Below are 26,253 nucleotides of genomic sequence, written 5' to 3' on the forward strand. Positions count from 1 at the left end.
ACGGCCACACGCCGGCCGCCCCGCCGGTAGGTACCGACCGTTGGTCGGTACGGCCACACGCCGGTCGCCCTGCCGGTAGGTACCGACCGTTGGTCGGTACGGACGCGGGGGCGCGCCCCGGTGTTCCACCCATGCGGCTGTCACCGGGACGCTTGAACGCCTACCATCGGGTACCCCCACACCCGTGCCCCGCCGCATGCCTGCCTCCCCTCCCGCTTCCCCACGCCCGCGCTGGTTCGTCGCTGGCGATCTCAACGGCTTCTTCGGCCTGGTGGTCGACAACCTGTCGATCCTCGGCTTCATCGCCATGGCGCTGGTCGGCATCTTCCAGTTCCCGGCGGAGGTGGTGTTCGGGCGCATGTTCCCGGGCACCGCGTTCGGTGTGCTGGTGGGCAACGTGCTCTACACCTGGATGGCACGGCGGCTGGCCGCGCGCACCGGCCGCGATGACGTGACCGCGATGCCGCTCGGCCTGGATGCACCGACCAGCATTGGCATGGCGCTGCTGGTGCTTGGTCCGGCGTTCGTCGCCTTCAAGGGGCAGGGCTTGGCGCCGCACGATGCGGCGATCGCCACCTGGCAGCTGGGCATGGCCTCACTGGTGATCATGGGCCTGCTCAAGACCGTGCTGTCCTTCTTCGGCGAGGCGGTGACCCGCGCGCTGCCACGCGCCTCGCTGCTGGGTTCCATCGCAGGCATCGCGATCGTGCTGATGGGCTTCCTGCCGCTGCTGGAAACGCTGCGCTCACCGGTGGTCGGCCTGGTCACGCTGGGGCTGCTGCTGTACGTACTGGTGGCCAAGCGCAAGCTGCCGATCCGCGCGCCGGGCGTGCTGGTGGCCTTCGTATTCGGCACGGTCCTCTACTACGGGCTGGGCCTGGCCGGGTTGGGCGCACCGGGGTTCAAGGTGCCCGAGTGGACCCCCCTGCAGGTGGTGCTGCCGTGGCCGACGCTGGGCTTCATTGACGGCCTGCCCACCGCGATGACCTACCTGCCGCTGCTGCTGCCGTTCGGCCTGTTGATGGTGGTGGGCGGCATCAACGTGTCCGAAAGCGCGCGCGCGGCCGGCGACGACTACCGCACCCGCGACATCCTGCTGGTGGAAGCGGTGGCCACGCTGGTGGCCGGGCTGTGCGGCGGCGTGGCCCAGACCACGCCGTACATCGGCCAGCCCGCGTACAAGCACATGGGTGCGCGCAGCGGCTACACCCTGCTGACCGGCCTGTTCGTCGGCATCGGCGGCATGCTGGGGGTGATCTCCGGGCTGGTGCAGTGGCTGCCGCTGGCGGTGCTGGCGCCGATCATCGTGTACGTGGCGATCGACATCACCACCCAGGCCTTCCAGGCCACGCCGCGCGAACATGCCGGGGCGATGGTGCTGGGCTTCCTACCCTCGGTGGCCTACCTGCTGGCGATCAAGGCACCGGGCTGGATCGCGCCGGAGCAGCTGGTGGCGATGACCACCACGCTGGATGGACACGGGCTGCCGGAGCTGGCGGTGATCTTCACCCTGGGCAATGGTTTCATCATCACCTCGATGCTGTGGATCGCGGCGGTGGTGGCGATGATCGACGGCAGGCTGCTGCGCTCCAGCGGGATCCTGCTGGTGGCCGCGGCGCTGACCCTGTTCGGGCTGATCCACTCGGTCGATCCGCGCGGTGGGATCTACCTGCCGTGGACGCTGGACGGCCTGCCGGAGCAGATCATGTGGCAGTTCGCGGGCGCGTATGTGGCGTTGGCGGTGCTGTTGGGCCTGTTGTCGCTGCAGAAAGGCAATCACGACCAACGGTCGTGATCTACCAGCGCCCTCGGCACGCCATGCCCCCGGTAGGTCACGACCGTTGGTCGTGACCCGGCATCAATCCTCGCCATCCAACTCCGGGTAATGCCGGAAAATGCCGTTGGTGTTGAACGCCAACCGGCGCTCCGACGCCAGGTATGCGGCGATGTTCGGTCGCCGCTCCACCCGGTCCTTCAGTGCATGCAGCAGCGGCAGCGACGGCCGCAATGCCTGCATCCGCTGCGGGAACATGTAGTCCAGCCCGCTCAGCAGCTGGAACAGCGACAGGTCCACGTACGAGTGTTCGCGCAGCGGATGCAGGCCACCGTTGGCCTCCAGCACGCTTTCAAACCAGCCCAGGAACTTGGGCAACCGCTCGCGCCGCATCGACGCCGCCCGCGCCTTCGCTTCCCGCTTCTGGTCCTCGTAATACTCCGAGGCCGCAATCGGGTGGTGGGTGTCGTGGACCTCCGCCACCAGGTCGGCGATGGTCAGCTGCAGCTGCAGCGCCTGCGCGCGCCGCGACGCGGCCTCGGGCACCAGTCCCAGCTCCGGCCCCAGGTGGTCCAGGATCGCGCCGACCTGCGCGATCACCTGCCGGCCGCTGACCAGGAACGGCGGGGCGAACGGCTGCAGCCCGTCGGCCTTGCCGTCCAGGAACGGCTGCATCACCGCGTCGCCGTGCACGCGCGCCATGTCGGTGTAGGCCGCGCCGGCGTCTTCCAGTGCCAGCCGGACGAACTCGCCACGGCCCTGGATGCCGGTCCAGTAATACAACTCGTAATGCATGCGCTGGCTCCATAGGAAGGATCCCCCAGCCTCCCCGGCACGGTGCCAAGCAGGCGTGACGGCGGCGTGGCCATGGCGTCGTCCGCCGCCTGAATAGGTTCCCGGCGCCCCTTGAAACACACCTGCCTAACCGCATCTGTCTGATAGTGCTGGCGGGGCCAGCGGATATCTGATCGAGGACACCTTCATGCGAATGGACAAGCTCACCTCGCGTTTCCAGCAGGCGCTGGCCGACGCACAGTCGTTGGCCGTGGGCCGCGACCACAACATCATCGAACCAGTGCACGTGCTCACGGCGCTGCTGGAACAGCAGGGCGGCAGCACGCGCCCGCTGCTGGCCCAAGCCGGGGTCAACGTGCCGGTGCTGCGCGAGCGCCTGACCGAGGCGCTGGACGCGCTGCCGAAAGTCTCCGGGCAGGAAGGCAACCTGTCGATCGGCAATGACCTGAACCGGCTGCTCAACAAGACCGACAAACTCGCCCAGGAGCACGGCGATGCGTTCATCGCCAGTGAGTGGTTCGTGCTGGCCGCGCTCGATGATGGCGGTACGCTGGGCATGGCGCTACGTGCCGCGGGTGCCGACAAGACCCGTATCGACGCGGCCATCGACAAGATTCGTGGCGGCGAAAGCGTGCAGTCGGAAAATGCCGAGGAACAGCGCCAGGCGCTGGAGAAGTACACCATCGACCTGACCGCGCGCGCCGAGAGCGGCAAGCTGGACCCGGTGATCGGACGCGACGAGGAAATCCGTCGCACCATCCAGGTCCTGCAGCGTCGCACCAAGAACAACCCGGTGCTGATCGGCGAACCCGGCGTGGGCAAGACCGCGATCGTGGAAGGGCTGGCCCAGCGCATCATCAATGACGAAGTGCCCGAAGGCCTGCGCGGCAAGCGCGTGCTGTCGCTGGACATGGGCGCGCTGATCGCCGGTGCCAAGTTCCGCGGCGAATTCGAAGAACGCCTGAAGGCCGTGCTCAACGACCTGGCCAAGAGCGAAGGCCAGATCATCCTGTTCATCGACGAGCTGCACACCATGGTCGGCGCGGGCAAGGCCGACGGTGCGATGGATGCGGGCAACATGCTCAAGCCGGCGCTCGCGCGCGGCGAACTGCACTGCGTAGGCGCCACCACCCTCGACGAGTACCGCAAGTACATCGAGAAGGACGCCGCGCTGGAGCGCCGCTTCCAGAAGGTGTTCGTGGGCGAGCCCAGCGTCGAAGACACCATCGCCATCCTGCGCGGGCTGAAGGAAAAGTACGCGGTGCACCACGGCGTGGAGATCACCGACCCGGCGATCGTCGCCGCGGCAACGCTCTCGCACCGCTATATTGCCGACCGCCAGCTGCCCGACAAGGCCATCGACCTGATGGACGAAGCGGCCTCGCGCATCCGCATGGAGATCGACTCCAAGCCGGAGGAACTGGACCGCCTGGAACGGCGCCTGATCCAGCTGAAAATCCAGCGCGAGATGCTAAAGAAAGAAAAGGACGATGCCTCGCGTCAGCGCCTGGCCGACCTGGAAACCGACATCGATGCGCTGGAGCGCGAGTTCTCCGACCTGGACGAGATCTGGAAGTCGGAGAAGGCCGCGCTGCAGGGCACGACCAAGATCAAGGAGCAGATCGAGCAGGTTAAACTGGAACTGGAAGCGGCGCAGCGGCGCCAGGATTTCGGCCGCATGAGCGAACTGCAGTACGGCCAGCTGCCACAGCTTGAAAAGCAGCTGCACGCCGCGCAGGAAGCGGAGAACACCGAGTTCAAGCTGGTCCAGGACCGGGTCACCGCCGAAGAAATCGCCGAGGTCGTGTCGCGCTGGACCGGGATTCCGGTCAACCGCATGCTCGAAGGCGAGCGCGACAAGCTGCTGCGCATGGAAGACGTGCTGCACGAACGCGTGGTGGGCCAGGAGGAGGCGATCAAGGTCGTCTCCGACGCGGTGCGCCGCTCGCGCGCGGGCCTGTCCGACCCAAACCGGCCCAGCGGCTCGTTCCTGTTCCTGGGTCCGACCGGCGTCGGCAAGACGGAGCTGTGCAAGTCGCTGGCCGAGTTCCTGTTCGACAGCAGCGACGCGATGATCCGCATCGACATGAGTGAATTCATGGAGAAGCACAGCGTGGCGCGCTTGATCGGTGCGCCTCCGGGTTACGTGGGCTACGAAGAGGGCGGCTACCTGACCGAAGCCGTCCGCCGCCGTCCGTATTCGCTGATCCTGCTCGACGAAGTCGAAAAGGCGCACACCGATGTGTTCAACATCCTGCTGCAGGTGCTGGACGACGGCCGCCTGACTGATGGCCAGGGCCGCACGGTGGACTTCCGCAATACCGTCATCGTGATGACCTCCAACCTGGGCTCGCACCAGATCCAGGACATGTCCAGCGACGACAGCCCGGAGGCCTACACGCAGATGAAGGCCGCGGTGATGGGCGTGGTGCAGGCGCACTTCCGGCCGGAGTTCATCAACCGTCTCGACGACATCGTGGTGTTCCATCCGCTGGACAAGGCGCAGATCAAGCAGATCGCGCGGATCCAGATGCAGGGACTGGAAAAGCGCCTGGCCGAACGCGGCCTGCGGATCGAGGTCAGCGATGCGGCGTTCGCGCTGCTGGGCAACGTGGGCTTCGATCCGATCTACGGCGCCCGGCCGCTCAAGCGCGCGATCCAGGCACAGCTGGAGAACCCGCTGGCGCAGAAGATCCTGTCCGGGGACTTCGTTGGCGGCGATGTGATCCAGGTGGACGCGGCCGACGGCAAGCTGGTCTTCGCCAAGGGCTGAGCCTGCGCCCGTGCGGTTGAAGAAGGCCCCGGCAATGCCGGGGCTTTCTGCTGTCTGCGGCACGCGGCTACAGGTAGACCACCCGTTCGGCATCGGTGCGGGTCATCGGGCTTCCCGGTGTGCAGTTGAACGCCTCCGCATAGGCTTGCAGGTTGGCCGGGCCCACGGTGGCGCGCGGCGCGCCGAAGGCGTGGACGTCGGTTTCCGCGTCCTGCCGCAGCCGCTGCGCGGTATGCAGGCGGCGGTGGGTAACGGCCCCGCCAAAGAAGAAGTCCCGCACGATGCCCTGCCTGTCGGGCACCGGGTCGGTCTGGTTGTCCGTGACATGCAGCAGCGCGTCCAGGGCAATGGACAGTCCACCCAGATCGGCCATGTTCTCGCTGGCCGTCAGCTGTCCGTTGAGCGCCACGCCGTCTACCTGCTGCTGGTCGAACTGCGCGGCCAGGCGCGCCGACAGCGCGGCGTAGCGCTGGTGGTCTGCGTCGCTCCACCACCCCTGCAGGCCGCCGTCGAGGCCGAACTGGCTGGATTCGGCGGAGAACGCATGCGACAGCTCATGCCCGATCACCACCCCGATCGAACCGTAGTTGAGCCCGGGACCGGCGTCGATGTCGAAGTAGGGCGGCTGCAGCAGCGCCGCCGAGAAGGCGATGGAGGGATCGTCCTCCAGCATGTCGTAGTACGCGTCGACGGTCTGCGCGGTCATCCGCCAGGTCGAAGGGTCCACCGGCGCGCCCAGTCGCGCCAGTTCCCTGCGCTGTACGAACGCGGTTGCCCGGCGCAGGTTGCGAAGGTAGCCGCAGGATTCAGTGTGCAGCCCGGACCAGTCGGGCCAGCGCTCGGGGTGGCCGATGCGGGTACGGAACCGGTCCGCCTTGCGCAGGGCCGTTGCGCGGGTATCGGGATCCATCCACGGCACGACCTGCAGGCGGCGTTTCAACGCCGCAGTGATCTGCTCGACCAGCGCATTGACGGCCTCGCGCGTTTCAGCGGGAAATGCCACCGGCACATACAGCTCGCTGATCGCTTCGCCCGCCACCCGCTCGATCGAGGCCAGCACCTGCTTCCAGCGCGGGGGCATCGCATCCTGGCCCTGCAGCGTGCGCGCGTGGAAGGCGTGGTGGGCGCGCACGAAGTCGTCGCCGAGGAACGGGCTGGCCGAATCCAGCGTATGGAAGCGCAGGTAGGCGCGCCAAGTGGCCGGATCCTCCGTCGTCAGCGCCGCAGCGACCTCCTGGTGGAATCCGGGCGTGGGCAGCGAGAACCGGTCGGGAGGGGCCACCTCCAGCGCCTGGAACAACGCGCTCCAGCGGAACCCGGGCGTCAGCGCGTCGGCCTCTGCCAGGCTGACCGGATGGTAGTAATGGGTGAGGTTGGCGTTCAACTCCTCCCACGGCGCCGACGCGTTGGCGAACCGGCGTTCCAGTGCCAGTACCGCATCGGCCTGGCGTTCGGCGTCGGCCGGTGCGTCGCCGGCCAGGCGCAGCACATGGGCGACATGCGCGCGGTAACCCAGGGCGGCTTCGACGTGATCGTCGGTGAGGTAGTAGCTGCGGTCCGGCATCCCGAGGCCGCCCTGGAAGGCGTAGGCGATCTGCGTATCGCGCGCGTCCATGTCGCGGTCCACGCCAAAGCCGAACACCGGGTTGATCCCGGCGGCGGTGAGTGCATGCAGATGGGCCTCGATCTGTGCAGGGGTATGCAACGCGTCGATCGCGGCGAGTTCATCGCGCAACGGGGAGATGCCTTCGGCGTTGATCCGGTGCTGGTTCATGCCGGTCGTCCAGAGATCGGCGACGATTCGTTCGGCAGGCGTCGGCAGCTCCAGCCGTGCTGCCTGCTCGGCCAGCCGCCGCTGCAGGGCCAGGGAACGGTCCTGCAACATGGCCGGTACGTCCCAGCGCGACTGGTCCGGCGGCCGTGTCGCGGTGCGGTGCCAACGTGCGTTTACATGGTCGTACAGGGAGTCGCACGGCAAGTGGGCCGGATCGAGGTCGGCGGGGGTGAACCGCATCGGTTGGGGCAGACCGTCGGCGGTGTCGGTGGCTTGGGTCAAGGCGACCGCAGCCGGGGCGTCGTCGCGGTTCTTCTCGCACCCGGCGCGTCCCGCAGACAGGCCGGCGCGCCAGCCCAGCCAGCCGCCCACCGCAGCGCTTCCAAGCGCTGTCAGCGCCGCGCCGGCAAGCAGCTGCGGGCATCGGCGCGGCAGCACCAGGCAGCCGGCGGCGGCATTGCCGAGGTGCTCGAGCGGTTCGTTGACCGGCACGGCCAGATAGCTGGAGTCCGGCGCAGCGGCGGCGGCGCCGGGCAGCCATCCCGAAGCCTGCGGGGGCGCTTCGCGCTGGCCGGTGGCGGACGCGTCGGGCACCGTGGCCAGCAGCAGCGCGATCGTAAACAGGCCAGCGCCGTTGCGGACGTTCAGCAGTGGCGGTGGAGGAACACCGAAACGCGCGTGCCGACGGTGGTCCTGCATCGGCTGGCGCCCACCCAGCCTGCGCGCGAATTCGCCTTGGCTGCGGCGATGTTGGACGGCGGCGGAATCGACAGGCATGGCGTGGTTTCCATCGGCAGGGGTGCGGGACCTCGCCCAGTGCGTGCAACCGGGGTTCGGCAAGGCGGGAGGCAAAGCCAGCCGACCGGTGCGTACCGGTCGGGGCGGGGGGGTCACGCAGCAGGCCGTTGCAGCCAGCCGTCGATCGCTGCCTCCAGCACGGCCAGCGCGGCCATCGCGCGCTGTGGCTGGACCTGATGCATCTGGTCCTGGCCGTTGTGGATACGCGCCATGCTGGGTGAGACAGGAAGTGCAAGATACGTGCGCCTGGCCTGTTCGACCTCGTCGAGCGCGTTATCCATCTCCTGCGCCTGCTGAGCTTCCAGCGTGCCCTCCAGGTAGTCCTCGAAGCGCGACCAGTCCACACCATCGCTGGCCATCCACAGCTGCGCCCGGGCCTGCTGCATGTCGCGCTCGAGCGGCAGGTCGGTGGCGTCGGCCAGGTTCATGCCGAGCGCCGGCACGCCTTCGCGCTGGAAGGCGATGTGGTCTGATTGCATCACCCAGTCCGGACTGGCATGCACGCGCAGCCCGACGTCGGCGGCGGCACGTTCGAGCAGCTGGCGCAGATGGGTTTCTGCAGGGGCAACCGTAGCGGCGGACGGTTGCAGTGCGCGCGAATCGCCGTCCATGTACAGGTGATGGCGATCGCTTCCGGACAAGGTCATGCCATCGCCACGGCCGATCATGTCCAGGTTGAGCGCCACATCAGGGCAGTCTGCGCGCTGCACGCAGTTCGCCGCATACGACTTGGCGCCCAGCATGCCGCGTTCCTCCAGATCGGTAACCAGCAGCTGCACCCGTACGCCCGGCGGCAGCGTCACCGCGCCCAGCCTGCGGGCCAGCGCCAGCAGCGCGGCCAGCCCGGTGCCGTTGTCGCTGGCGCCGCTGGAGCCTTCGCGCGCCCCGGTCATGTCGCCATGCGCCAGCACCATCAGCGTATGCGCCGGTGCGCCGCCACCGCTGAACTCCAGCATCAAATTGCAGCCGGCATAGTCGGTTCCGAAGCCGAAGCTGTCGTGGGTGGTGCCGTTGAAAGGCAGTTGCTGCAGGGCGTGGCCGTCGCGCTGCAGCAGCTCACGCAGTGTCGCGAAGCGGGCGCGATTGGCCGCCGCCTCGCGGCCGGCGGCGGTGGTCTCTCCGGCTTGGCCTTCCAGGGTGGCCTGCGCGATCTGTTCCAGGTCCAGCTGGAACGCGGCCTGCGCCGGCGTCACTACGCTGCCCAGCAGGGCAGCGGCCCAGTCCATCCAGTCCAGGGCCGGCGCCAATGCGGCGGCGTCGGCGCCACTGGGCCAGCCGCCGTGGGTGTGGCTGCCACGGTGCTGGGCGACCCCCAGCGTGGTCATGATGCGGTGGCGGACATCGACCGGCAGCGTCTCCAGCAGGTCGTGGATGGCCGGCGCGGTGCAGGCGGCGGTGTCGGTGCCGCAGTCGCGCACGATCTGCAGCAACTGCATGCGCTGCTCGTCCGGTAGCAACGCGTACAGCGACTCGGGCAGGGATGCTGCGCGTGACGCTTCCGGGACGGACGCCGGCGCAGTGAAACGTCCAAACGCGTAACCCATCGCGCCGCCCCCGAGCGTGCTGGCTGCCAGCGCACCGGCGGCCAGCAGGCTGGCGGTCAGCGTCTGCGGGCAGTGCCGGGGAGAAGCCAGGCAGCCGAGGGTAGCGCCATTGGCGATATGTTCGAGTGCGACGACCGGCGCCGTCGGTGTGCCGCCAAGCATCGGGATGGACTGGTGGTCGATGCTGCCCTGCGCGGCGGCGCCCGGCAGGGGCGCCGGGTTGTCCGAGGACAGCCGTGCACTGCGCGCAGGCACCTGGCCGATGGTCATCGCCGAGGACAGGGCCAGCGCGGCGAGCACCCAGTGCTGGCGGTTGCCGATGGTCAACGGTTCAAGGCCACGCCGAAGCGCTGGTGGTGGCTGCACGCCACGAGACCGCACGGCATCTGCGACCCTCCTGTCGAAATCCCCTTGGATGCGGCGGGCAGACGGAATGTCGAGCGGCATAACAACCTCCTCAGTGCGGGAGGCGCCGTGACCACCGTGTTGCACGGTGCGGGCGCCGGTGCAGGGCACGGTGCACCGGTGCAGGGGCGTTGCCCATGGGAGTAGTTGCGTTTATCGGAGCCAGGTCTGCTTTCGCTACGCGCTGCTCACTGCAGACCTGATCGCCGTCACATCCTTACACGACGGGAATGGCGTTCTTTCCCAGCGTGCGGTACGGCGGGGTGGCCATCACCATCTCCGCCAGCGAGTAGGCCAGTTCGCGCTCGGCCATCACCGTGCCGTCGGCGCCGTGCTCCAGCAGGTGCTTGACCTCAGCGTCGCTGTGCGCGCGCGCCAGCAGGGTCAGGCCCGGGTTGAGCGCGCGCAGCTTGGCCAGCGTTTCGCCCGCTTCCAGCGGCTGCGGAATCGCCAGCACCGCGATCTTGGCGCGTTCGGGATGCGCTTCGGCAAGTACGCGGTCGGCGGCGGCACTGCCGCGGATGGCAGGCAGCCCGGCGGCGTGCGCTTCGGCCACGTGTTCCTTGTTGTCGTCGATGACCAGCACGGGCACGCCGCGATCACGCAGCACCTGGGCCAGTGCGCTGCCCACGCGTCCGTACCCGATCACGATGGCGTGGTCGTGCAGGTCCAGCGAGGGGCCGGGCGGCAGCTCGGTTTCCACCGCGGCGGCGGGGGTTTCCTGGTTTTTCAGCAGCCAGCGGTCGAGCAGGCCGAACACCAGCGGGTTGAGCATGATCGAGATCAGCGCACCGGCCAGCACCAGTGCCTGGCCCGTCGGCGGCAGGATCTTCAGGCTGACGCCGAGGCCGGCGATGATGAAGGCGAATTCGCCGATCTGCGCCAGGCTGGCCGAAATGGTCAGCGCGGTGCCGTTGGGATGTCCAAACGCGCGCACGATGAAGAAGGCGGCCGCGGACTTCCCGAACATGATGATCGCCGCGGTGGCCAGCACCTGCCAGGGATGCTCGATCAGGATGGCCGGGTTGAACAGCATGCCCACGGAAACGAAGAACAGCACCGCGAACGCGTCGCGCAGCGGCAGCGAATCGTTGGCGGCCTTGTGGCTGAGCTCGGATTCGTTGAGCAGCATGCCGGCGAAGAACGCGCCTAGCGCGAACGACACCCCGAACAGCATGGCCGAACCGAAGGCCACGCCCAGCGCGATGGCCAACACCGACAGCGTGAACAGTTCGCGCGAACCGGTGGCCGCGATGCGTTCGAGGATCCAGGGAATCACCCGCCGCCCGACCACCAGCATCACCGCCACGAACAGGCCCAGCTGCACGAAGGTCCAGCCGATGCTGGCCAGCACGCTGCCCACGGTATGGGTTTCCTTGGCGGCATCGGGGCCGAACACGCCGGCCAGCACCGGCATCATCACCAGCGCCAGGACGCAGGCCAGGTCTTCGACGATCAGCCAGCCGACCGCGATCTTGCCGCGCTGGGTCTCCAGCAACCGGCGTTCTTCCATCGCGCGCAGCAGCACCACGGTACTCGCGGTGGCCAATGAAAAGCCGAACACCACGCCCTGGATGACCGGCCAGCCCATCAGCCAGGCCAGGCCCCACCCGAGCAGGGTGGCGACCAGGATCTGCCCGATGGCACCGGGAATGGCGATCGCCTTGACCGCCATCAGGTCCTTCAGCGAGAAGTGCAGGCCGACCCCGAACATCAGCAGCATCACGCCGATTTCGGCCAGCTGGTTGGCCAGCGCCTGGTCGGCGACGAAGCCGGGCGTGAACGGTCCTACGCAGATGCCTGCAACCAGATAGCCGACCAGCGGAGACAAACGCAGCTTGTTGGCCAGGGCTCCCAGGATGAAGGCGAGCCCGAGGCCAACGGCCACGATGTTGATCAGGTCGGTGTCATGGTGCATCGGGGCTCGCAGAACAGGGGGATGCCCCGATTTTCACCGATGCGGCCAGATCCGGCAAACCGACACTGCAGGGAATCGATTCACGCGCGGGAATCGATGCCCCCGGCAATCACCACTTGTACGTGACGCGGCCGTACACGTAAGCGCCGTTGAAGCCGTACGGCGAGTAGTTGCTGTACGGCAGCATGCCCCAGGTGGAGTTCTGCAGGTCCACGGTGCGGTCCGGGTACTCGTCCAGCAGGTTGTCCGCGCCCAGGGTGAGGGTCCAGTTCTCGCTCGGCTTGTAGGCCACCGAGGCATCCAGCACCCACGAGGCGTCGTAGGTCTGGTCGCGGGTCGGGGTGGCTGAATTGCGCACCGTGAACGAGCCATAGCGGGTCGCGGCCAGGCTCAGGTCCCAGCGGTCCGAGCGCCAGGTGCCGCTGAGGATGGTCTTGTCGCGCGGGTAGCTGTCTTCGATGCGGCCCACTTCATCGCGGCCGATCAGCGACTGGGTCAGGCCCAGCGAACCGAACACGGCCGGCGAGGCGATGAACTTCTTCACCTCGGTGTCGTTGTAGCTGTACGCCGCGGTCAGTTCCAGCGAGCTGGCGCTGAACGGGATGGTGTAGCTGGAGACCGCGTCCACGCCACGGGTGCGGGTATCCACGCCGTTGGTGAAGTAGGAGAACGCGGTGACCTGCGGCAGGCCGAGGTCGGCCAGCAGCGCATTGGTCGCGGCATTGGTGGTGATGTTGGTGGACAGGATGATGCGGTCGTCGATGTCGATCTGGTACGCGTCCACGGTCAGGTACAGGCGGTCGATCGGCTGCACCACCAGGCCCACGCTGTAGGAAGTGGAGCTTTCGGCCTTCAGCGGGCTGGCCCCCAGCGCCTGCGCGGCGGTGCTGGTGGTGGGGAAGGTGCCGCGTTCGACGAACACGCCGTTGACGATGGTGCTGGTCACGGCCTGGTAGCTCTGCTGGGCCAGCGACGGCGCACGGAAACCGGAGGAGGCGGTGGCCCGCAGCGCGACCTTGTCAGTGAAAGCGTAGCGTGCCGACAGCTTGCCGGAGAACTTGTCGCCGAAGTCCGAGTAATCCTCGTAGCGGCCGGTGACGCCGGCCGAGAACTTGTCGGTCAGGTCCGCTTCCAGGCCGGCATACACGGCGTAGTTGTCGCGGTCGGCGTTGACCGCGTTGAGCGGGGTGAAGCCGCCGAAGCCCTGCGCGCCGGTGCCGAAGTAGGAATTCGGCTCGCCTGCGCTCTGCTCCCACTTCTCGCGGCGGTATTCACCACCGAACGACAGCGTGACCGGGTAGGCCAGGCCCCAGTCCAGCTGCTTGGTGATGTCCACGTTGCCGATGTCCTGGGTGTATTCCAGCGCGCCGGCGTAGAACGAGCGCGGGCTGTCCACGCCCAGGGCGTAGTTGATCGAGTTGCGGGTGTGGAAGTCGATCTTGTTGGTGCCGTGGTTGTAGCTCACGTCCCAGGTCCAGCCGCTTTCGGTATCGCCCTTCACCCCGGCCACCAGTGAGCGGTCCTTGGAGTACTGGTTGATTTCCGGCACGAAGCCGTCCGGGTAGGTCTGCGCCAGCAGCGCACCCTGGTTGCTGTTGTTGCGCGAGCGGTAGAACGCGAACGAGGTGATGTCGCGGTTGCTGGCCAGCGCGGTGGCATAGGCCGAGACGTGGTCGCTGAACTGGAAGCTGGCGTTGGCCGAGGCGGCGCTGGCGTCCACCTGCGGGTCGCCGACCACGAAGGTGGTCTGGCCGACGTTGGGGAAGTTGCCGGTGTTCGGCGCGGTGCCCTGGTAGGGGCCGGCGCGGTTGCTTTCGTCCTGCTGGGTGATCTGGCCGGCCACATGCAGGCTGCCGCGGCCGTCGGCGAAGCCGATGCCGGTGTCACCGGAGAGCTGGTACTTGTTGCCGTCGCCGGCCGAGTACTGGCCGGCGTCCAGCGCCAGGCTGCCCCCGGAGGCCGAACCCTTCAGCACGATGTTGATCACCCCGGCGATGGCGTCGGAGCCGTACTGCGCCGAGGCGCCGTCGCGCAGCACTTCCACGCGCTCGATCGAAGCGATCGGAATGGCGTTGATGTCCACCGCCGAGGAACCGCGCCCGATGCTGCCGTTGACGTTGATCTGCGCCGAGGTGTGGCGGCGCTTGCCGTTGACCAGCACCAGCACCTGGTCCGGGGACAGGCCGCGCAGCTGGGCCGGGCGGATGCCGCTGGTGCCGTCGGTCAGGGCCGGGCGCGGGAAGTTCAGCGAGGGCAGGGCGCGGGCCAGCGCGGTGGCCAGCTCGGTGGTGCCGGTGGACTGCAGCGCTTCGGGGGTGATGATGTCGATCGGCGACTGCGATTCGGCCACGGTGCGGTCGGCGACGCGGGTGCCGGTGACGATCACCGTGTCCAGGGTGTTGGCGCTGCTGCGCGCGACCGGTTCCTGCGCGGCGACGGTAAAGGCGGAGGTACCGAGGACGACGGCAACGGCGGCGGCAAGCGTGCGGGTCTTGCGGTTCATCAGGATGGAGCTCCGGTGGGGACGGGGCGGCACCGGGCGACATCACGACGTTGGCAAGGCCGGTCTGCGAGGGCGGTTGTTGCGGTGCGCACTGAACGGATTAACGGTAATTTTACCGGGTGTCAAATCAACGAATCCGATGAAACTGTTGCAGAAGCAACAACTTACGTCGATCTGGCGGTTCCGGCGGACAGGATCCCGGGAGGGCGCGGGCAGGGATCGTGGGAGAGAGACGAGGCCCGCCGCGCATCCCGGGGCGCGTCAAGTATTCGTTAACGCTAGAATTACGTCGCAGGAAAGGTGCTCACCAGCACATTCCATTCCGTTATATGGACCCCCCAGATGATCTCCCTTCGTAACTTCGCCTTGCGCCGCGGCGAGCGGCTGCTGTTGTCCAATGTCGACCTGACCCTGCACGCGGGTTACCGCGTGGGCGTCGTGGGCCGCAACGGGGCCGGCAAGTCCAGCCTGTTCGCAGCCGTGCAGGGCGAGCTGGAGGCGGACAAGGGCGACGTCGACCTGCCCGGCAAGATCCGCATCGCCAGCGTGGCCCAGGAAACCCCGGCGCTGCCCGACCCGGCGCTGCAGTTCGTGCTGGAAGGCGACACCGAGGTCGCCGCGGTGCTGCGCGAGGAAGCCGAGGCGACCGCGCGCGAGGACTGGGAAGCGGTGGCCAATGCCCACCAGAAGATGGCCGAGATGGGCGCCTACGACGCCGAAAGCCGCGCCGGCAAGCTGCTGCATGGCCTGGGGTTCCCGTCCGATACCCATGCGCGCCCGGTGTCGACCTTCTCCGGTGGCTGGCGTGCACGCCTGAACCTGGCGCGCGCGCTGATGATGCCCAGCGACCTGCTGCTGCTCGACGAACCGACCAACCACCTCGACCTGGACGCGGTGTTCTGGCTGGAACAGTGGCTGCTGAAGTATCCCGGCACCCTGCTGCTGATCTCGCACGATCGCGAGTTCCTGGACAACGTCGCCACCCACACGCTGCACCTGCACGGCGGCGGCGCCAAGCTCTACCCCGGTGGCTACACCGACTTCGAACGCCAGCGCGCCGAGCAGCTGCGCCAGCAGCAGATCGCGCACGAGAAGGAACAGGCCGAGCGCGCCCACCTGCAGAGCTTCATCGACCGCTTCAAGGCGCTGGCCAGCAAGGCTACCCAGGCGCAGAGCCGCATGAAGCGCCTGGCCAAGCTGACCGGTACCGAAGCGGTGCGCGCCGAGCGCGAGTTCCGCATCGAGTTCGCGCCGCCGAGCAAGCTGCCGTTCTCGCTTATCCGGCTCAACGACGTCGAAGCCGGCTACAGCCCGGACGCGGTGATCCTGCACAACGTCGGCTTCGGCCTGGAGGCGGGCCAGCGCATCGGCCTGCTCGGGCCGAACGGCGCGGGCAAGACCACGCTGGTGCGTACGCTGGTGGGCGAGCTGGACCCGGTGGCCGGCGAGCGTTCCGCGCACCCGGACCTGCGCATCGGCTACTTCGCCCAGCACACGGTGGAGTCGCTGCACGAAGGCCAGTCGCCGATGGATCATTTCCGCGACATCTCGCCGGATGGCAGCAACCAGGCCTTCCGCGATTTCCTCGGCAAGTGGAATTTCGCCGGCGACCGCGCCTTCGAGCCGGTGGACGGGTTCTCCGGCGGCGAGCGTGCGCGCCTGGCGCTGGCGATGATCGCCTGGCAGCAGCCCAACGTGCTGCTGCTCGACGAACCCACCAACCACCTCGACCTGGAAATGCGCGAAGCGCTGGCCGAAGCGTTGGCCACCTTTGAAGGCGCGATCGTGATGGTCTCGCATGACCGCCACCTGATCGGCCTGGTCTGCGACACCTTCTGGCGCGTGGCGGACGGCGTGGTCGAGCCGTTCGACGGCGACCTGGACGAGTACGCAGCGTGGCTGCGTTCGCGCCCCGCAGCGCAGGGCACCAAGCAGAAGATGGCGGCCGCCGCACCGGAACCGCCGCCGCCGATCCCGCCGATGCCGGCGAAGAAGGTGGTCAACCCGGTGAAGCTGGCCAGCGCCGAAGCCAAGGTCAACGAGCTGGAAGCCCGCCTGGCCGAGTTGGACCGCCAGCTGGCGGACCCGGTCAACTACGCCGACGCCACCCGCCTGGCCGTGCTTGGCCGCGACCGCGAAACCACCGCGCAGCAGCTGGAAAAAGCCGAAGCCGCGTGGATGGAATTGATGGCCTGAAGCGTAGGCACCACGGCACTGCCGTGGTGCCGGTGCGCCGCGCGGCACCTCATGTAACGGAGTCCGCCGGTGCGTCTCCTGCACCGGGCGTCATGTCGCGCCCTGCGTCTCCAGCCAAACCCTGAAACGCTTCCCCGCCTCGCTCTCCGCCCGCGAGCGCAACCGCGTCAGCCAATAGCTTCCCAGCTCCAGCGTCTGCGCGAACGGCTGCACCAGCCGCCCCTGCGCCAGGTCCTGCTCGAACATCCGCAGCGGCAGCAGCGCCACGCCGGCACCGGCCGCCGCCGCGCTGGCCAGGGTCAGCGAGGAATCGAACACCGGTCCGCGCGCTTCCAGTTCCGCCGCGCCGGCGGCCTGCAGCCACCGCGGCCACTCATCGCTGCGATACGACCGCAGCAGCGCCACGTTGGCCAGGTCGCGCGGATGACGCAGGCCCCGGGCCAGTGCCGGTGCGCACACCGGCGCGAACGGAGCCGCCAGCACCGGCGTGCTCACCTGGCCCTGCCAGTCGCCGTCGCCGAAGCGGATGGCCAGGTCCAGGCCTTCGCCGGCCAGGTCGATGCGGTTGTTGTGGGTCTGCACGCGCAGTTCGATGTCCGGATGGCGCGCATTGAAGTCGGCCAGCCGCGGCAGCAGCCAGCCGGTGGCGAAGGTGCCGACCACGCCGAGTCCCAGCACCTCGCGGAAGTGCCCGCCGACGAACCGGTCCAGGCTGACCGCGATGCGGTCGAAGGCGTCGTTGAGTACCGGGTACAGCCGCGCGCCTTCGTCGGTGAGCGCCACCCCTCGCGGCAGCCGATGGAACAGCACCGCGCCCAGCCGCTCTTCCAGCCCGCGGATCTGGTGGCTCAGCGCGGCCTGGCTCACGCACAGCTCCAGCGCGGCCCGGGTGAAGTTCTGGTGGCGGGCCGCCGCCTCGAAGGCGCGCAACGCATTGAGGGGAAGCTGGGGCCGGAGCATGGGCGAGCCGTGAGGAATCCTGATGGGTAATGGTAACGCCGGCCGGGCCACCAACGGTCGGCGCTACCAAGGCCGGCCCGCCGTGCGAGGGTAGCGTCGACCGTTGGTCGACCCAGGCGGTGCCCGAAGCATCGCGGCGCGTGACCTTCCGTAATCGATGCAGCACCGCTTGGGCCGACCAACGGTCGGCGCTACCAACGGCGGCTCGCCATGCGCGGAAATGCCATTAATTCTTCTCATGCCTCCTGCTGAGAATGCTCGCTGGTGGCACTTGGCCCGGGATGCTTTCATGGCCCCTTCCCACTCCGGAGATGCCCATGCTTGCCCGTCGCCACTTCCTGCAGATGACCGGTGCCGCCGCCGCGTCCGCCCTGGCCGCAGCGGTCCTGGCCAAGGCGCCCCCGACCGCGCTGGCCGGAGCAAAGGCCCAGGCCGATGACTTCGCGGCACTGGAAAAGGCAAGTGGCGGCCGACTCGGGGTGACCCTGCTCAACACCGCCACTGGTGCCCGCGTCGGCCATCGCCAGGACGAACGTTTCCCGATGTGCAGCACCTTCAAGTTCGTGCTGGCGGCGACCGTGCTGCACCTGGCCGACCAGGGCACGCTCGCGCTGGACCGGCGCCTGCCGGTGCGGCAACAGGACATGCTGTCGCACGCGCCGGTCACCAAGCGCCATGTCGGCAAGGATCTGACCGTGCGCGACCTCTGCCGCGCCACCATGGTGACCAGTGACAACCCGGCCGCGAACCTGCTGCTCGGCGTGGTCGGCGGCCCGGCCGGGGTGACCGCCTTCCTGCGCGCGCACGGCGATGCGGTGACCCGCAACGACCGGCTCGAGCCGGACATGAACCGGTTTGCGCCCGGCGATCCGCGCGACACCACCAGCCCGGCGGCGATGGCGGCCAGCCTGCAGCGGCTCGTGCTGGGCGAGGTGTTGAAGCCGGCGTCGCGGCTGCAGCTGGCCGACTGGCTGATCGACAACGAAACCGGAGACACGCGGCTGCGTGCCGGGCTGTCGCCGGCGTGGCGGGTAGGCGACAAGACCGGCAGCAATGGCGAAGACACCACCAACGACATCGCCATCCTGTGGCCGCTGGCCGGTGGTGCGCCCTGGGTGCTGACCAGCTACCTGCAGGGCGCCACGGTGGACGACGCCGGCCGCAACGACGTGCTGCGGCAGGTGGCGGTGATTGCGGAGAAGTTGACGAAGGCATGACGTAGAGCCACGCCCTGCGTGGCTGCTCTTCGTCGGGACCGCGAAGCCACGCAGGGCGTGGCTCTACGGGCGGGGCCGGTACCCCTGCCGAACATCGTGTTTACGCGGGGTTGCCGCTTTCCCGCACCGCCTCCAGGAACTCGCGCCCCCAGCGGTCCACGTCGTAATACTCCACGCTGCCGAACAACTGGCGCATGCGCCCGCCCGCTTCTTCCTCGGGCATCGACAGCGCCTGCAGCAGCCCGGCGGTCAGATCGGCAGGGTCGTGCGGGTTGGTCAGCACCGCGCCCTTCAGCTCGGCTGCCGCACCGGCGAACTCGCTCAGCACCAGCACGCCATTGCTGCCTTCGATGCCATGCGTGGCCACGAACTCCTTGGCCACCAGGTTCAGCCCATCGCGCAGCGGGGTGATCCACATCACCTGCGCCGCCGCGTAATGCGCCACCACTTCCTCGAACGGCAAGGCCTGCGCGAAGAAGCGCACCGGGGTCCAGTCCAGCCGCGAGAAGCGACCGTTGATGCGACCCACCGCCTGTTCAATCTGGTTCTGCAGCGTGCGGTACACGGTCATCTCGCGCGCCGCCGGCACGCACACCATCAGCAGCGTGACCTTGCCCTGGCGGTCCGGGTGCTGCTCGAGCAGGCGCTCGAAGGCCTCCAGCTTGGCCAGCGTGCCCTTGGTGTAGTCCAGCCGCTCCACCGACAGCACCAGCTTGCGCGCCCCGATTTCGCGGCGCAGCTTGAAGATGTCATTGCGCACATCCGCGCGCGCCAGCACCGCGTGGATGCGGCGCAGGTCGGTGCCGACCGGATGCGCGCCCAGGGCCACGTCGCGGTCGCCCACGCGCAAGCGGGTGGTCATGGTGTCCAGCCCCACCGCGCAGCCGTAGGTGAGGAAGCGCGGCGCGCAGCTTTCCCAGGCCAGGCGTTCGGCAGGCATCGCACCGCGGACCACGTCGACGAAATTCTCCACCTGGCGCGGGATGTGGAAGCCGATGTAATCGCAGCTGAGCAGGCTGCCGATGATCTCGCGGCGCCACGGCACCACGTTGAACACATCGGCCGACGGGAAATAGGTGTGGTGGAAGAAGGCGATCTTCAGGTCTGGGCGCAGTTCGCGCAGCGTGCCCGGCACCATCCACAGGTTGTAGTCGTGGATCCATACCGTGGCGCCGTGCGCGGCCTCGGCGGCGGTAGCTTCGGCGAACTTGCGGTTGACCTTCAGGAACACCTGCCAGTCATCCTCGCGGAACCGCGCGCGTTCCCAGAACACGTGCAGCATCGGCCAGAACGCCTCCTTGGAGAAGCGCTTGTAGAAGATGTCCACTTCCTGCCGGCTCAACGGCACCCGCGCGGCGGTCAGGGTGGGGTAGCGCCCGGCGTCTACCGGCAGGTGGGTCTGGAACGGGCCGCGCTTGGGCTCATCGATCCCCCACGCCACCCATGAGCCCTTCTGGCCGCCTTCGAAGAAACTCAGCAGCGAGGGGATGATGCCGTTCGGCGAGCGCGGCGGGCGCTGCACCAGCACGCCGTCTTCCATGACCTCGTCGAAGGGCAGGCGGTGGTAGACCATGACCAGCTCGGCGCCGTCCGCGCGCGCCTGCGCCGGCGGCTGCAGCCAGGCATCATCGGCGGCGAGCAGGCCGAAATGTTCGATCGCTTCGAGGATGCCTCCGCAGCCCGGCGCCTGCGCATGGAAGGTGCGCTCCAGGCCGGCGGTGGCCTCGGTCAACGCCGGTTCGGAGTCGCCCACGCACACGCCGCGGAAGCCGGCGGTGTACATCGACAGGTCGTTGAGCGTGTCGCCGGCGACCAGGATGCGGTCGCGCGGCAGCGCCAGCAGGCGGGCCAGCGCCGCCAGGGTGCGGCCCTTGTCGGTATCCGGCGGCAGGATGTCCAGGTAGCGGTCGGCCGAATACAGCACGTCGCAGCCCAGCGCCTGCGCGGCGGCCTGGATCTGGCCGCGCAGCGGCGCCAGCGTTTCCGGATCGCAGAAATAGGAGCAGCGGCGCTCCTGCGGCACGTCCTGGCGCTGCAGCGCAGTGAACGGCCGCATCGCAGCGGCCACGACGTGTTCGCCGGGCCAGTGCGCGTCGATCATTGATTGCAGGGGTTGCAGCGGCTGCAGCGTGTGGCCATCGACCACGGTGGCGCCGACGTCGCAGACCACGTAATCCGGGCGCGGAATGGCCGGATCGGACAGCAGTGGCATCACTGCTTCGAGTCCACGGCCGGTGATGAAGATCAGGCGGATACCGGGGTGCTGGTCGACCAGGCGGTACAGGCGGTGGCGCGCGGCGGCATCGCCGGCGAGGAACGTGCCATCCAGATCGGTGGCGAGAATCAGTTGCTGGGCCGGAGAAGCCGCCGGCGTGCGGGATGAGGTGGACGGGGTGGGTGTCGAAACAGTCAATGCACTTCCTTATCGGAGTCGATGGGTGGGGGATGGGGGGTGTCGGGTGGCGGCACGGCGTCGGTTTCCGGCATCAACTCCAGCGCCGCCGGCGTGGTGCGCAGCATCAGCCGGAACAGCACCGGGTGGGTGCGCAGCCGCGAGAAGCTCAGCAGGCGCGCGGTGGTGAACAGCGCCAGCATGCCGAGCACGGCGGCGAAGTACAGCGGCAGTGCAGGTGCGCCGAACTGCTGCATGGCGGCACCGGCCAAGGCCGGGCCGATCGCCGCACCCACCCCATGCACCAGCAGCAGGCTGGAGCAACCGGAAAGCAGGTGTTCGCGCGGCAGGTAATCGAGCATGTGCGCGACCGCGAACGGATACAGCGAAAAGGCCAGGCCGCCGTATACGAAGAACAGGCCAAACAGCAGCCAGGTCTGCACCTGCACCATCGGCATGGCGGCGATCACCGCGATGCCGCCGGCAGCCAGGCACAGCGCTACCAGTCCGACGCGGCGGTCGTGGCCGTCGCTGATATGCCCCAGCGGCCACTGCAGCAGGGCGCCACCGGCGATGGCGGTCAGCATGAAGCGGGCCACGCCGTCGCTGTCCAGGCCGATCTCGCCGGCGTACACCGGCAGCAGGCCCCAGAACGCGCCCATCGCAAGTCCCGACAGGCCAGCGGCCACCGTCGCAACCGGGGCCATGGCATACAGCCGGCTCAGTTTCAGGCGAGGAACCGAAGGCACTTCCGGCGGAGTCAGCCGGGTCGCGGTGATCGGCAGCACGGCCGCGCACACCAGCATCGCGATCAGCATGAACATCGACATGGCCGGCGCATTGCTCACCATCAGCAGGATCTGGCCCAGGGCCAGCGCGGACAGGTTCACCACCATGTACAGCGAGAACGCGCGGCTGCGCTGGCGCGGGTCCGGCTCGGCGTTGAGCCAGCTTTCGATCACCGTGTACAGCCCCACCAGCGCGATGCCGGTGATGATGCGTAGCACGCCCCACAACCACGCGTTGAGCCACAACGGATGCAGCAGCACCGCGATGGCGGCGAGGGCGGAAAAGAAGGCGAACGCACGGATATGCCCGATGCGGCGGATCAGCGACGGTGCGAAGAAGGTGCCCATGAAGAAGCCGGCGAAATAACCGGACATCACCAGGCCCAACGTACCGGCACCGAAGCCGGCCTCACCACCGCTCACCGCCAGCAAGGTGCCCAGAAGCCCGCTGCCGGTCAACAGCAGCGCTACGCCTGTGAGCAGGGCGGTCAGCCGCAACACGCGTGCGACCTTCGTGGGGAAGGCGAACCGGTCACGCTTGTTACCCTAACACAGTCGCAATAAACCCTTTGTTGCCGGAAATCGTCGGTGAATTTGCGCTCTGCGCGCATGCGGGCTAGGGTGGCTGCATGAGTCTGCACCGATATCTTCCGCTGGCGGCCGCCGTGCTGCTGGCCGCTTGCAGTGGCGAGCGCGACCAAGCCGCCCACGACGTTGCGATGGCCCCGGCCGACGCGTTCCTGGCCGCAGTGGCCGCACATTGCGGCAAGGCCTACGAGGGCCGCGTGGTGGTCAACCAGCCGCGCAGTACCACGCCCGATCCGTTCGACGGCAAGCGGCTGGTGATGCATGTGCGCGGGTGCGACGACGCCGCGCACGAGCTGCGCATTCCGTTCCATGTCGGCGACGATCATTCGCGGACCTGGGTGCTGAGCCGCACCGACACCGGCCTGCGCCTGAAGCACGACCACCGCCATGCCGACGGCAGCCCCGACGCGGTCACGATGTACGGCGGCGACAGCGCGCCGCCGGGCACCGCCCAGCGCCAGGCGTTCCCGGTCGACGCCGAGTCGGTGGCGATGTTCCGCAAGGCGGGCATGGCGGCATCGGTCACCAACACGTGGGCGATGGAGGTGGAGCCGGACGAGCAGTTCGTCTACGAACTCACCCGCCCGGGGGGGCGCACGTTCCGGGTGGTATTCGACCTGGCCCACCCGGTGCCATTGCCGCCCGCACCGTGGGGCGCCGAGGCACCCCCGGCGCCGTAGAGCCACGCCATGCGTGGCTGCTCTGCGGCCTCCGTTCGCGACCGCGAAGCCACGCAGGGCGTGGCTCTACGGGCCTTCAGCGCGTACCGAACCGCGCCCGGCAGCCGTTGCTGACCCACAGCGCGTTGCCACGGTAGCCCCAGGTACGGCCTTCCACGCAGGCACTGCCGGACAGCTGCTGGACCAGCGCAGGCCGCCCTTGGCGGGAGTCCCAGGCGCAGCTCTGCTGGCGGTTGTCGTTGCTGCTGCAGGTCACGGTGTAATTGTTGCCCGGGCCGCCCGGATTCCAGCCGCCCCCACGGCCTTCGACGAATTCGGCGCGGCAACCGCCGCTGACCCAGACCTGCCGGTTGCGCGAGCCCCAGTTGCGGCCCTCCTCGCAGCGGGTATCGGAGAGCTGCCGGGACAGGCGCGCGCTGCGCCAGCCGGTGTCGCAGACCCGTTGACGGCTGTCGCGGCTTTCGCAGCGGACCACCCCGTTGCCACTGCCAGGGTTCCAGCCGCCGCCACCGCCGGGATTCCAGCCCCCACCGGAACCGCTGAGCGAAGTGGCGATGTCCTGCTTGATCCGGGAAAAGCCCCAGGACGACCGGTTCACCTGGTCCAAATAGAAGCGCATCTGGTCGTCGGGGATGCGGCGTCCCCCGGACTGTTCAGCATATTCCTGGGAAATCACCCGCTGCTGGTCGGAAATGGACAGCGTGCGGAGGTTCTCGGGGGCGTAGGCGCGGGCACTGATCTGGGCGTGCAGGGTCGGAGCACTGCAGGCCAGGACGGCCGTGAGGCAGGCAACAGCGAGGCGGTTCATGGCAAATCCCCTTGCGCATGGTGGTCCGGGCACTATCTGCCCGGCCGGATCAAGCCCATGTGACCATCCGGGATTTGCCCCAACGGGTCGCCGGCCGCAGAATAACGGGCTGACCGGTGCCGCCTGGCGCCGGCAATCTCCTGCGGAGCTTTACCCCCATGCGTACCCACTTCTGCGGCCTGGTCGACGAGACCCTGATTGGCCAGACTGTCACCCTCGCCGGCTGGACCGACGTTGCCCGCAACCTGGGCGGCGTGTGCTTCATCGATCTTCGCGATCATGAAGGCATCGTGCAGGTGACGGTGGAGCCGACCGCAGGCGACGAGAATTCCGCGGAAGTGTTCAAGGTCGCCGCCAGCCTGGGCTACGAGGACGTGCTGCAGGTGGAAGGCGTGGTGCGTCGGCGCCATGCGGTGAACGACAAGATCCGCACCGGCCAGGTCGAGATCGTCGCCACCCGCATCACCGTGCTCAACAAGGCCGAGCCGCTGCCGTTCCACGCCCACGAGAACCCGGGCGAGGAAACCCGCCTGAAGTACCGCTACCTGGACCTGCGCCGCCCGGACATGCAGCGCATGCAGCGCACCCGCATCAAGCTGGTGCAGGCACTGCGCCGCCACCTCGATGCCGACGGCTTCCAGGACATCGAAACCCCGATCCTGACCAAGGCCACCCCGGAAGGCGCACGCGACTTCCTGGTGCCGGCGCGCATGCACCCGGGTGAGTTCTACGCGCTGCCGCAGTCGCCGCAGCTGTTCAAGCAGATCCTGATGGTGGCCGGCTTCGACCGCTACTATCAGATCGCGCGCTGCTTCCGCGACGAGGCCCTGCGCGCCGACCGCCAGCTGGAATTCACCCAGCTGGACATGGAGTTCGCCTTCGTGCGCGAGCGCGACGTGCAGGATTACGTGGAAGGCATGATCCGCGCCATCTTCAAGGAAGTGGTCGACGTGGAGCTGGCCGCCAGCTTCCCGCGCATGACCTGGGCCGAAGCCATGCGCCGTTATGGCTCGGACAAGCCGGACCTGCGCATCGCGCTGGAGCTGGTGGACGTGGCCGAACTGGTCAAGGCCAGCGAGTTCCCGGTGTTCACCGCCGCCGCCAACGATGCCGACGGCCGCGTCGCCGCGCTGCGCATTCCGGGCGGCGCCAGCCTGTCGCGCAAGCAGATAGACGAATATGCCGCGCATGCCGCCAAGTACGGCGCCAAGGGCCTGGCCTACATCAAGATCGGTGACAACGGAGAAGTCAGCTCGCCGATCGCCAAGTTCTTCAGCGAAGAAGCCTTTGCCGCGCTGGTGGTGCACGTGGGCGCCGGCAATGGCGACATCGTGTTCTTCGGCGCCGGCGGCTACAACAAGGTGTCCGACTTCATGGGCGCGCTGCGCCTGAAGGCCGGCAAGGACTTCAACCTGGTCGCCGACGGCTGGGCCCCGCTGTGGGTCACCGACTTCCCGATGTTCGAGTACGACGACGAAGCCCAGCGCTACGTCGCCCTGCATCACCCCTTCACCGCCCCGGCGGTGGACGACATCGCCGACCTGCGCGCCAATGCGAAGACCGCCGTCTCGCGCGGCTACGACATGGTGCTCAACGGCAACGAGATCGGTGGCGGTTCGATCCGTATCCATCGTTCGGACATGCAGAGCACGGTGTTCGAGCTGCTGGGCATCGGCGCCGAGGAGGCCGAAGCCAAGTTCGGCTTCCTGCTTGACGCGCTGCGTTTCGGCGCGCCGCCGCACGGCGGCATCGCGTTCGGCATCGACCGCATCGCCGCGCTGATGGCCGGCACCGAATCGATCCGCGACGTGATTCCGTTCCCGAAGACCACCGGCGCGCAGTGCCTGATGACCGGCGCCCCGTCGCCGATCCCGGACGAGCAGCTGGCCGAAGTGCACATCCAGGTCCGCCCCAGGAAATAACGCCATGTTCCGCCCTGCGGAAACATGCTCCCACCGTAGAGCCGGGCTCTGCCCGGCTGGCACCCACCAGGAGATCCAGGTAATGACCGAGTTCGCGTTCGTATTGGAATGGGAAAAGCTGGGCAATGAAGGCACCGACGCCAATCTGGTGACCGAGCGCGCGCGCGTGTTCGGCGGCTGGCTGGTGCGCGTGGGCACCAGCCCGGCCGCGATGGCGCTGACCTTCGTCGCCGATGGCGAAGGCCGCTGGGACGGTGAGGACTTCGGCGTCGAGGATTACGAGGACGACGAAGAAGACGAGGAAGAAGAAGAGTACGAAGAGGGCGAGGAAGACGAGGAGGACGAGGAGTACGAGGAAGAGGACGAGGAAGACGGCGAAGAGGAAGACGCCGCCAAGGGACCGCAGGCCTGACGCCTG

General features: G+C 68.3%; 16 protein-coding genes. 7 read left to right on the forward strand and 9 right to left on the reverse strand.

What is annotated here, in order from left to right:
• Positions 1–196 precede the first annotated feature (196 nt).
• Positions 197–1,795, forward strand: a complete 1,599-nt coding sequence (locus tag FSZ13_RS10215; protein WP_145479403.1) for a hypothetical protein — start codon at positions 197–199, stop codon at positions 1,793–1,795.
• A gap of 63 nt (positions 1,796–1,858) precedes the next feature.
• Here FSZ13_RS10215 and FSZ13_RS10220 read toward each other — a convergent pair whose 3' ends face one another.
• Positions 1,859–2,569, reverse strand: a complete 711-nt coding sequence (locus FSZ13_RS10220) for a glutathione S-transferase (RefSeq protein WP_145479404.1) — start codon at positions 2,567–2,569, stop codon at positions 1,859–1,861.
• A gap of 187 nt (positions 2,570–2,756) precedes the next feature.
• On the opposite strand from FSZ13_RS10220, the gene clpB reads away from it, so the two are divergent.
• Positions 2,757–5,342: an ATP-dependent chaperone ClpB gene (gene clpB, locus FSZ13_RS10225; RefSeq protein ID WP_145479405.1), complete on the forward strand. Its 2,586-nt coding sequence runs from the start codon at positions 2,757–2,759 to the stop codon at positions 5,340–5,342.
• A 67-nt stretch (positions 5,343–5,409) separates the two neighbouring features.
• On the opposite strand, the gene FSZ13_RS10230 is transcribed toward clpB, so the two are convergent.
• The 4 genes from FSZ13_RS10230 to FSZ13_RS10245 form a co-directional block, all read right to left on the reverse strand.
• Positions 5,410–7,893 (reverse strand): M13 family metallopeptidase, encoded by a 2,484-nt coding sequence (locus FSZ13_RS10230; RefSeq protein WP_145479406.1) that lies wholly within the window; start codon positions 7,891–7,893, stop codon positions 5,410–5,412.
• Between the two features lie 113 nt (positions 7,894–8,006).
• Entirely contained in the window at positions 8,007–9,785 is a 1,779-nt protein-coding gene (locus tag FSZ13_RS10235) for a M28 family peptidase (RefSeq protein ID WP_186308889.1), read from the reverse strand.
• 295 nt (positions 9,786–10,080) lie between these two features.
• The gene (ybaL, locus tag FSZ13_RS10240) at positions 10,081–11,781 is read right to left on the reverse strand and encodes a YbaL family putative K(+) efflux transporter (RefSeq protein ID WP_145479408.1); all 1,701 of its coding nucleotides are present in this window, start codon (positions 11,779–11,781) and stop codon (positions 10,081–10,083) included.
• A 109-nt stretch (positions 11,782–11,890) separates the two neighbouring features.
• Positions 11,891–14,284 carry a TonB-dependent receptor plug domain-containing protein gene (locus tag FSZ13_RS10245; protein ID WP_145479409.1) on the reverse strand — a complete coding sequence of 798 codons (2,394 nt, stop codon included), beginning with the start codon at positions 14,282–14,284 and terminating at the stop codon, positions 11,891–11,893.
• A gap of 342 nt (positions 14,285–14,626) precedes the next feature.
• Between FSZ13_RS10245 and FSZ13_RS10250 the strand changes: the two genes are divergently transcribed.
• On the forward strand, positions 14,627–16,480 hold the full coding sequence (locus tag FSZ13_RS10250; protein ID WP_145479410.1) for an ABC-F family ATP-binding cassette domain-containing protein: 1,854 nt from the start codon (positions 14,627–14,629) through the stop codon (positions 16,478–16,480).
• A gap of 90 nt (positions 16,481–16,570) precedes the next feature.
• Here the strand turns inward: FSZ13_RS10250 and FSZ13_RS10255 are convergent, their stop codons facing one another.
• Positions 16,571–17,440, reverse strand: a complete 870-nt coding sequence (locus FSZ13_RS10255; RefSeq protein WP_145479411.1) for a LysR family transcriptional regulator — start codon at positions 17,438–17,440, stop codon at positions 16,571–16,573.
• Positions 17,441–17,757: 317 nt separating this feature from the next.
• On the opposite strand from FSZ13_RS10255, the gene blaL2 reads away from it, so the two are divergent.
• The gene (blaL2, locus tag FSZ13_RS10260) at positions 17,758–18,657 is read left to right on the forward strand and encodes a L2 family extended-spectrum class A beta-lactamase (RefSeq protein WP_145479412.1); all 900 of its coding nucleotides are present in this window, start codon (positions 17,758–17,760) and stop codon (positions 18,655–18,657) included.
• A 100-nt stretch (positions 18,658–18,757) separates the two neighbouring features.
• Here the strand turns inward: blaL2 and ggpS are convergent, their stop codons facing one another.
• Both ggpS and FSZ13_RS10270 read right to left on the reverse strand, forming a co-directional pair.
• Positions 18,758–21,004: a glucosylglycerol-phosphate synthase gene (gene ggpS / locus FSZ13_RS10265; RefSeq protein WP_145479534.1), complete on the reverse strand. Its 2,247-nt coding sequence runs from the start codon at positions 21,002–21,004 to the stop codon at positions 18,758–18,760.
• Between the two features lie 62 nt (positions 21,005–21,066).
• Entirely contained in the window at positions 21,067–22,338 is a 1,272-nt protein-coding gene (locus FSZ13_RS10270; protein ID WP_145479413.1) for an MFS transporter, read from the reverse strand.
• Positions 22,339–22,466: 128 nt separating this feature from the next.
• On the opposite strand from FSZ13_RS10270, the gene FSZ13_RS10275 reads away from it, so the two are divergent.
• Complete coding sequence (locus FSZ13_RS10275) at positions 22,467–23,105, forward strand: hypothetical protein (RefSeq protein WP_145479414.1); 639 nt, start codon at positions 22,467–22,469, stop codon at positions 23,103–23,105.
• A 76-nt stretch (positions 23,106–23,181) separates the two neighbouring features.
• Here FSZ13_RS10275 and FSZ13_RS10280 read toward each other — a convergent pair whose 3' ends face one another.
• On the reverse strand, positions 23,182–23,913 hold the full coding sequence (locus FSZ13_RS10280) for a DUF3011 domain-containing protein (protein ID WP_145479415.1): 732 nt from the start codon (positions 23,911–23,913) through the stop codon (positions 23,182–23,184).
• Positions 23,914–24,071: 158 nt separating this feature from the next.
• On the opposite strand from FSZ13_RS10280, the gene aspS reads away from it, so the two are divergent.
• Both aspS and FSZ13_RS10290 read left to right on the forward strand, forming a co-directional pair.
• Positions 24,072–25,835 carry an aspartate--tRNA ligase gene (gene aspS / locus FSZ13_RS10285; RefSeq protein ID WP_145479416.1) on the forward strand — a complete coding sequence of 588 codons (1,764 nt, stop codon included), beginning with the start codon at positions 24,072–24,074 and terminating at the stop codon, positions 25,833–25,835.
• Positions 25,836–25,917: 82 nt separating this feature from the next.
• A complete protein-coding gene (locus FSZ13_RS10290) occupies positions 25,918–26,247 on the forward strand; it encodes a DNA primase (protein ID WP_145479417.1) in 330 nt (109 codons plus the stop codon).
• Positions 26,248–26,253: the final 6 nt, after the last annotated feature.

It is taken from the genome of Stenotrophomonas rhizophila (genome assembly GCF_007667275.1).
GTDB classification, from domain to species: domain Bacteria; phylum Pseudomonadota; class Gammaproteobacteria; order Xanthomonadales; family Xanthomonadaceae; genus Stenotrophomonas; species Stenotrophomonas maltophilia_AE.

Bases quoted from the DNA above. Each gene is read 5' to 3' on its own strand.
- FSZ13_RS10215 (WP_145479403.1), top strand. From the start codon at position 197: ATGCCTGCCTCCCCTCCCGCTTCCCCACGCCCGCGCTGGTTCGTCGCT.
- FSZ13_RS10220 (WP_145479404.1), bottom strand. From the start codon at position 2,569: ATGCATTACGAGTTGTATTACTGGACCGGCATCCAGGGCCGTGGCGAG.
- clpB (WP_145479405.1), top strand. From the start codon at position 2,757: ATGCGAATGGACAAGCTCACCTCGCGTTTCCAGCAGGCGCTGGCCGAC.
- FSZ13_RS10230 (WP_145479406.1), bottom strand. From the start codon at position 7,893: ATGCCTGTCGATTCCGCCGCCGTCCAACATCGCCGCAGCCAAGGCGAA.
- ybaL (WP_145479408.1), bottom strand. From the start codon at position 11,781: ATGCACCATGACACCGACCTGATCAACATCGTGGCCGTTGGCCTCGGG.
- FSZ13_RS10245 (WP_145479409.1), bottom strand. From the start codon at position 14,284: ATGAACCGCAAGACCCGCACGCTTGCCGCCGCCGTTGCCGTCGTCCTC.
- FSZ13_RS10250 (WP_145479410.1), top strand. From the start codon at position 14,627: ATGATCTCCCTTCGTAACTTCGCCTTGCGCCGCGGCGAGCGGCTGCTG.
- FSZ13_RS10255 (WP_145479411.1), bottom strand. From the start codon at position 17,440: ATGCTCCGGCCCCAGCTTCCCCTCAATGCGTTGCGCGCCTTCGAGGCG.
- blaL2 (WP_145479412.1), top strand. From the start codon at position 17,758: ATGCTTGCCCGTCGCCACTTCCTGCAGATGACCGGTGCCGCCGCCGCG.
- FSZ13_RS10275 (WP_145479414.1), top strand. From the start codon at position 22,467: ATGAGTCTGCACCGATATCTTCCGCTGGCGGCCGCCGTGCTGCTGGCC.
- FSZ13_RS10280 (WP_145479415.1), bottom strand. From the start codon at position 23,913: ATGAACCGCCTCGCTGTTGCCTGCCTCACGGCCGTCCTGGCCTGCAGT.
- aspS (WP_145479416.1), top strand. From the start codon at position 24,072: ATGCGTACCCACTTCTGCGGCCTGGTCGACGAGACCCTGATTGGCCAG.
- FSZ13_RS10290 (WP_145479417.1), top strand. From the start codon at position 25,918: ATGACCGAGTTCGCGTTCGTATTGGAATGGGAAAAGCTGGGCAATGAA.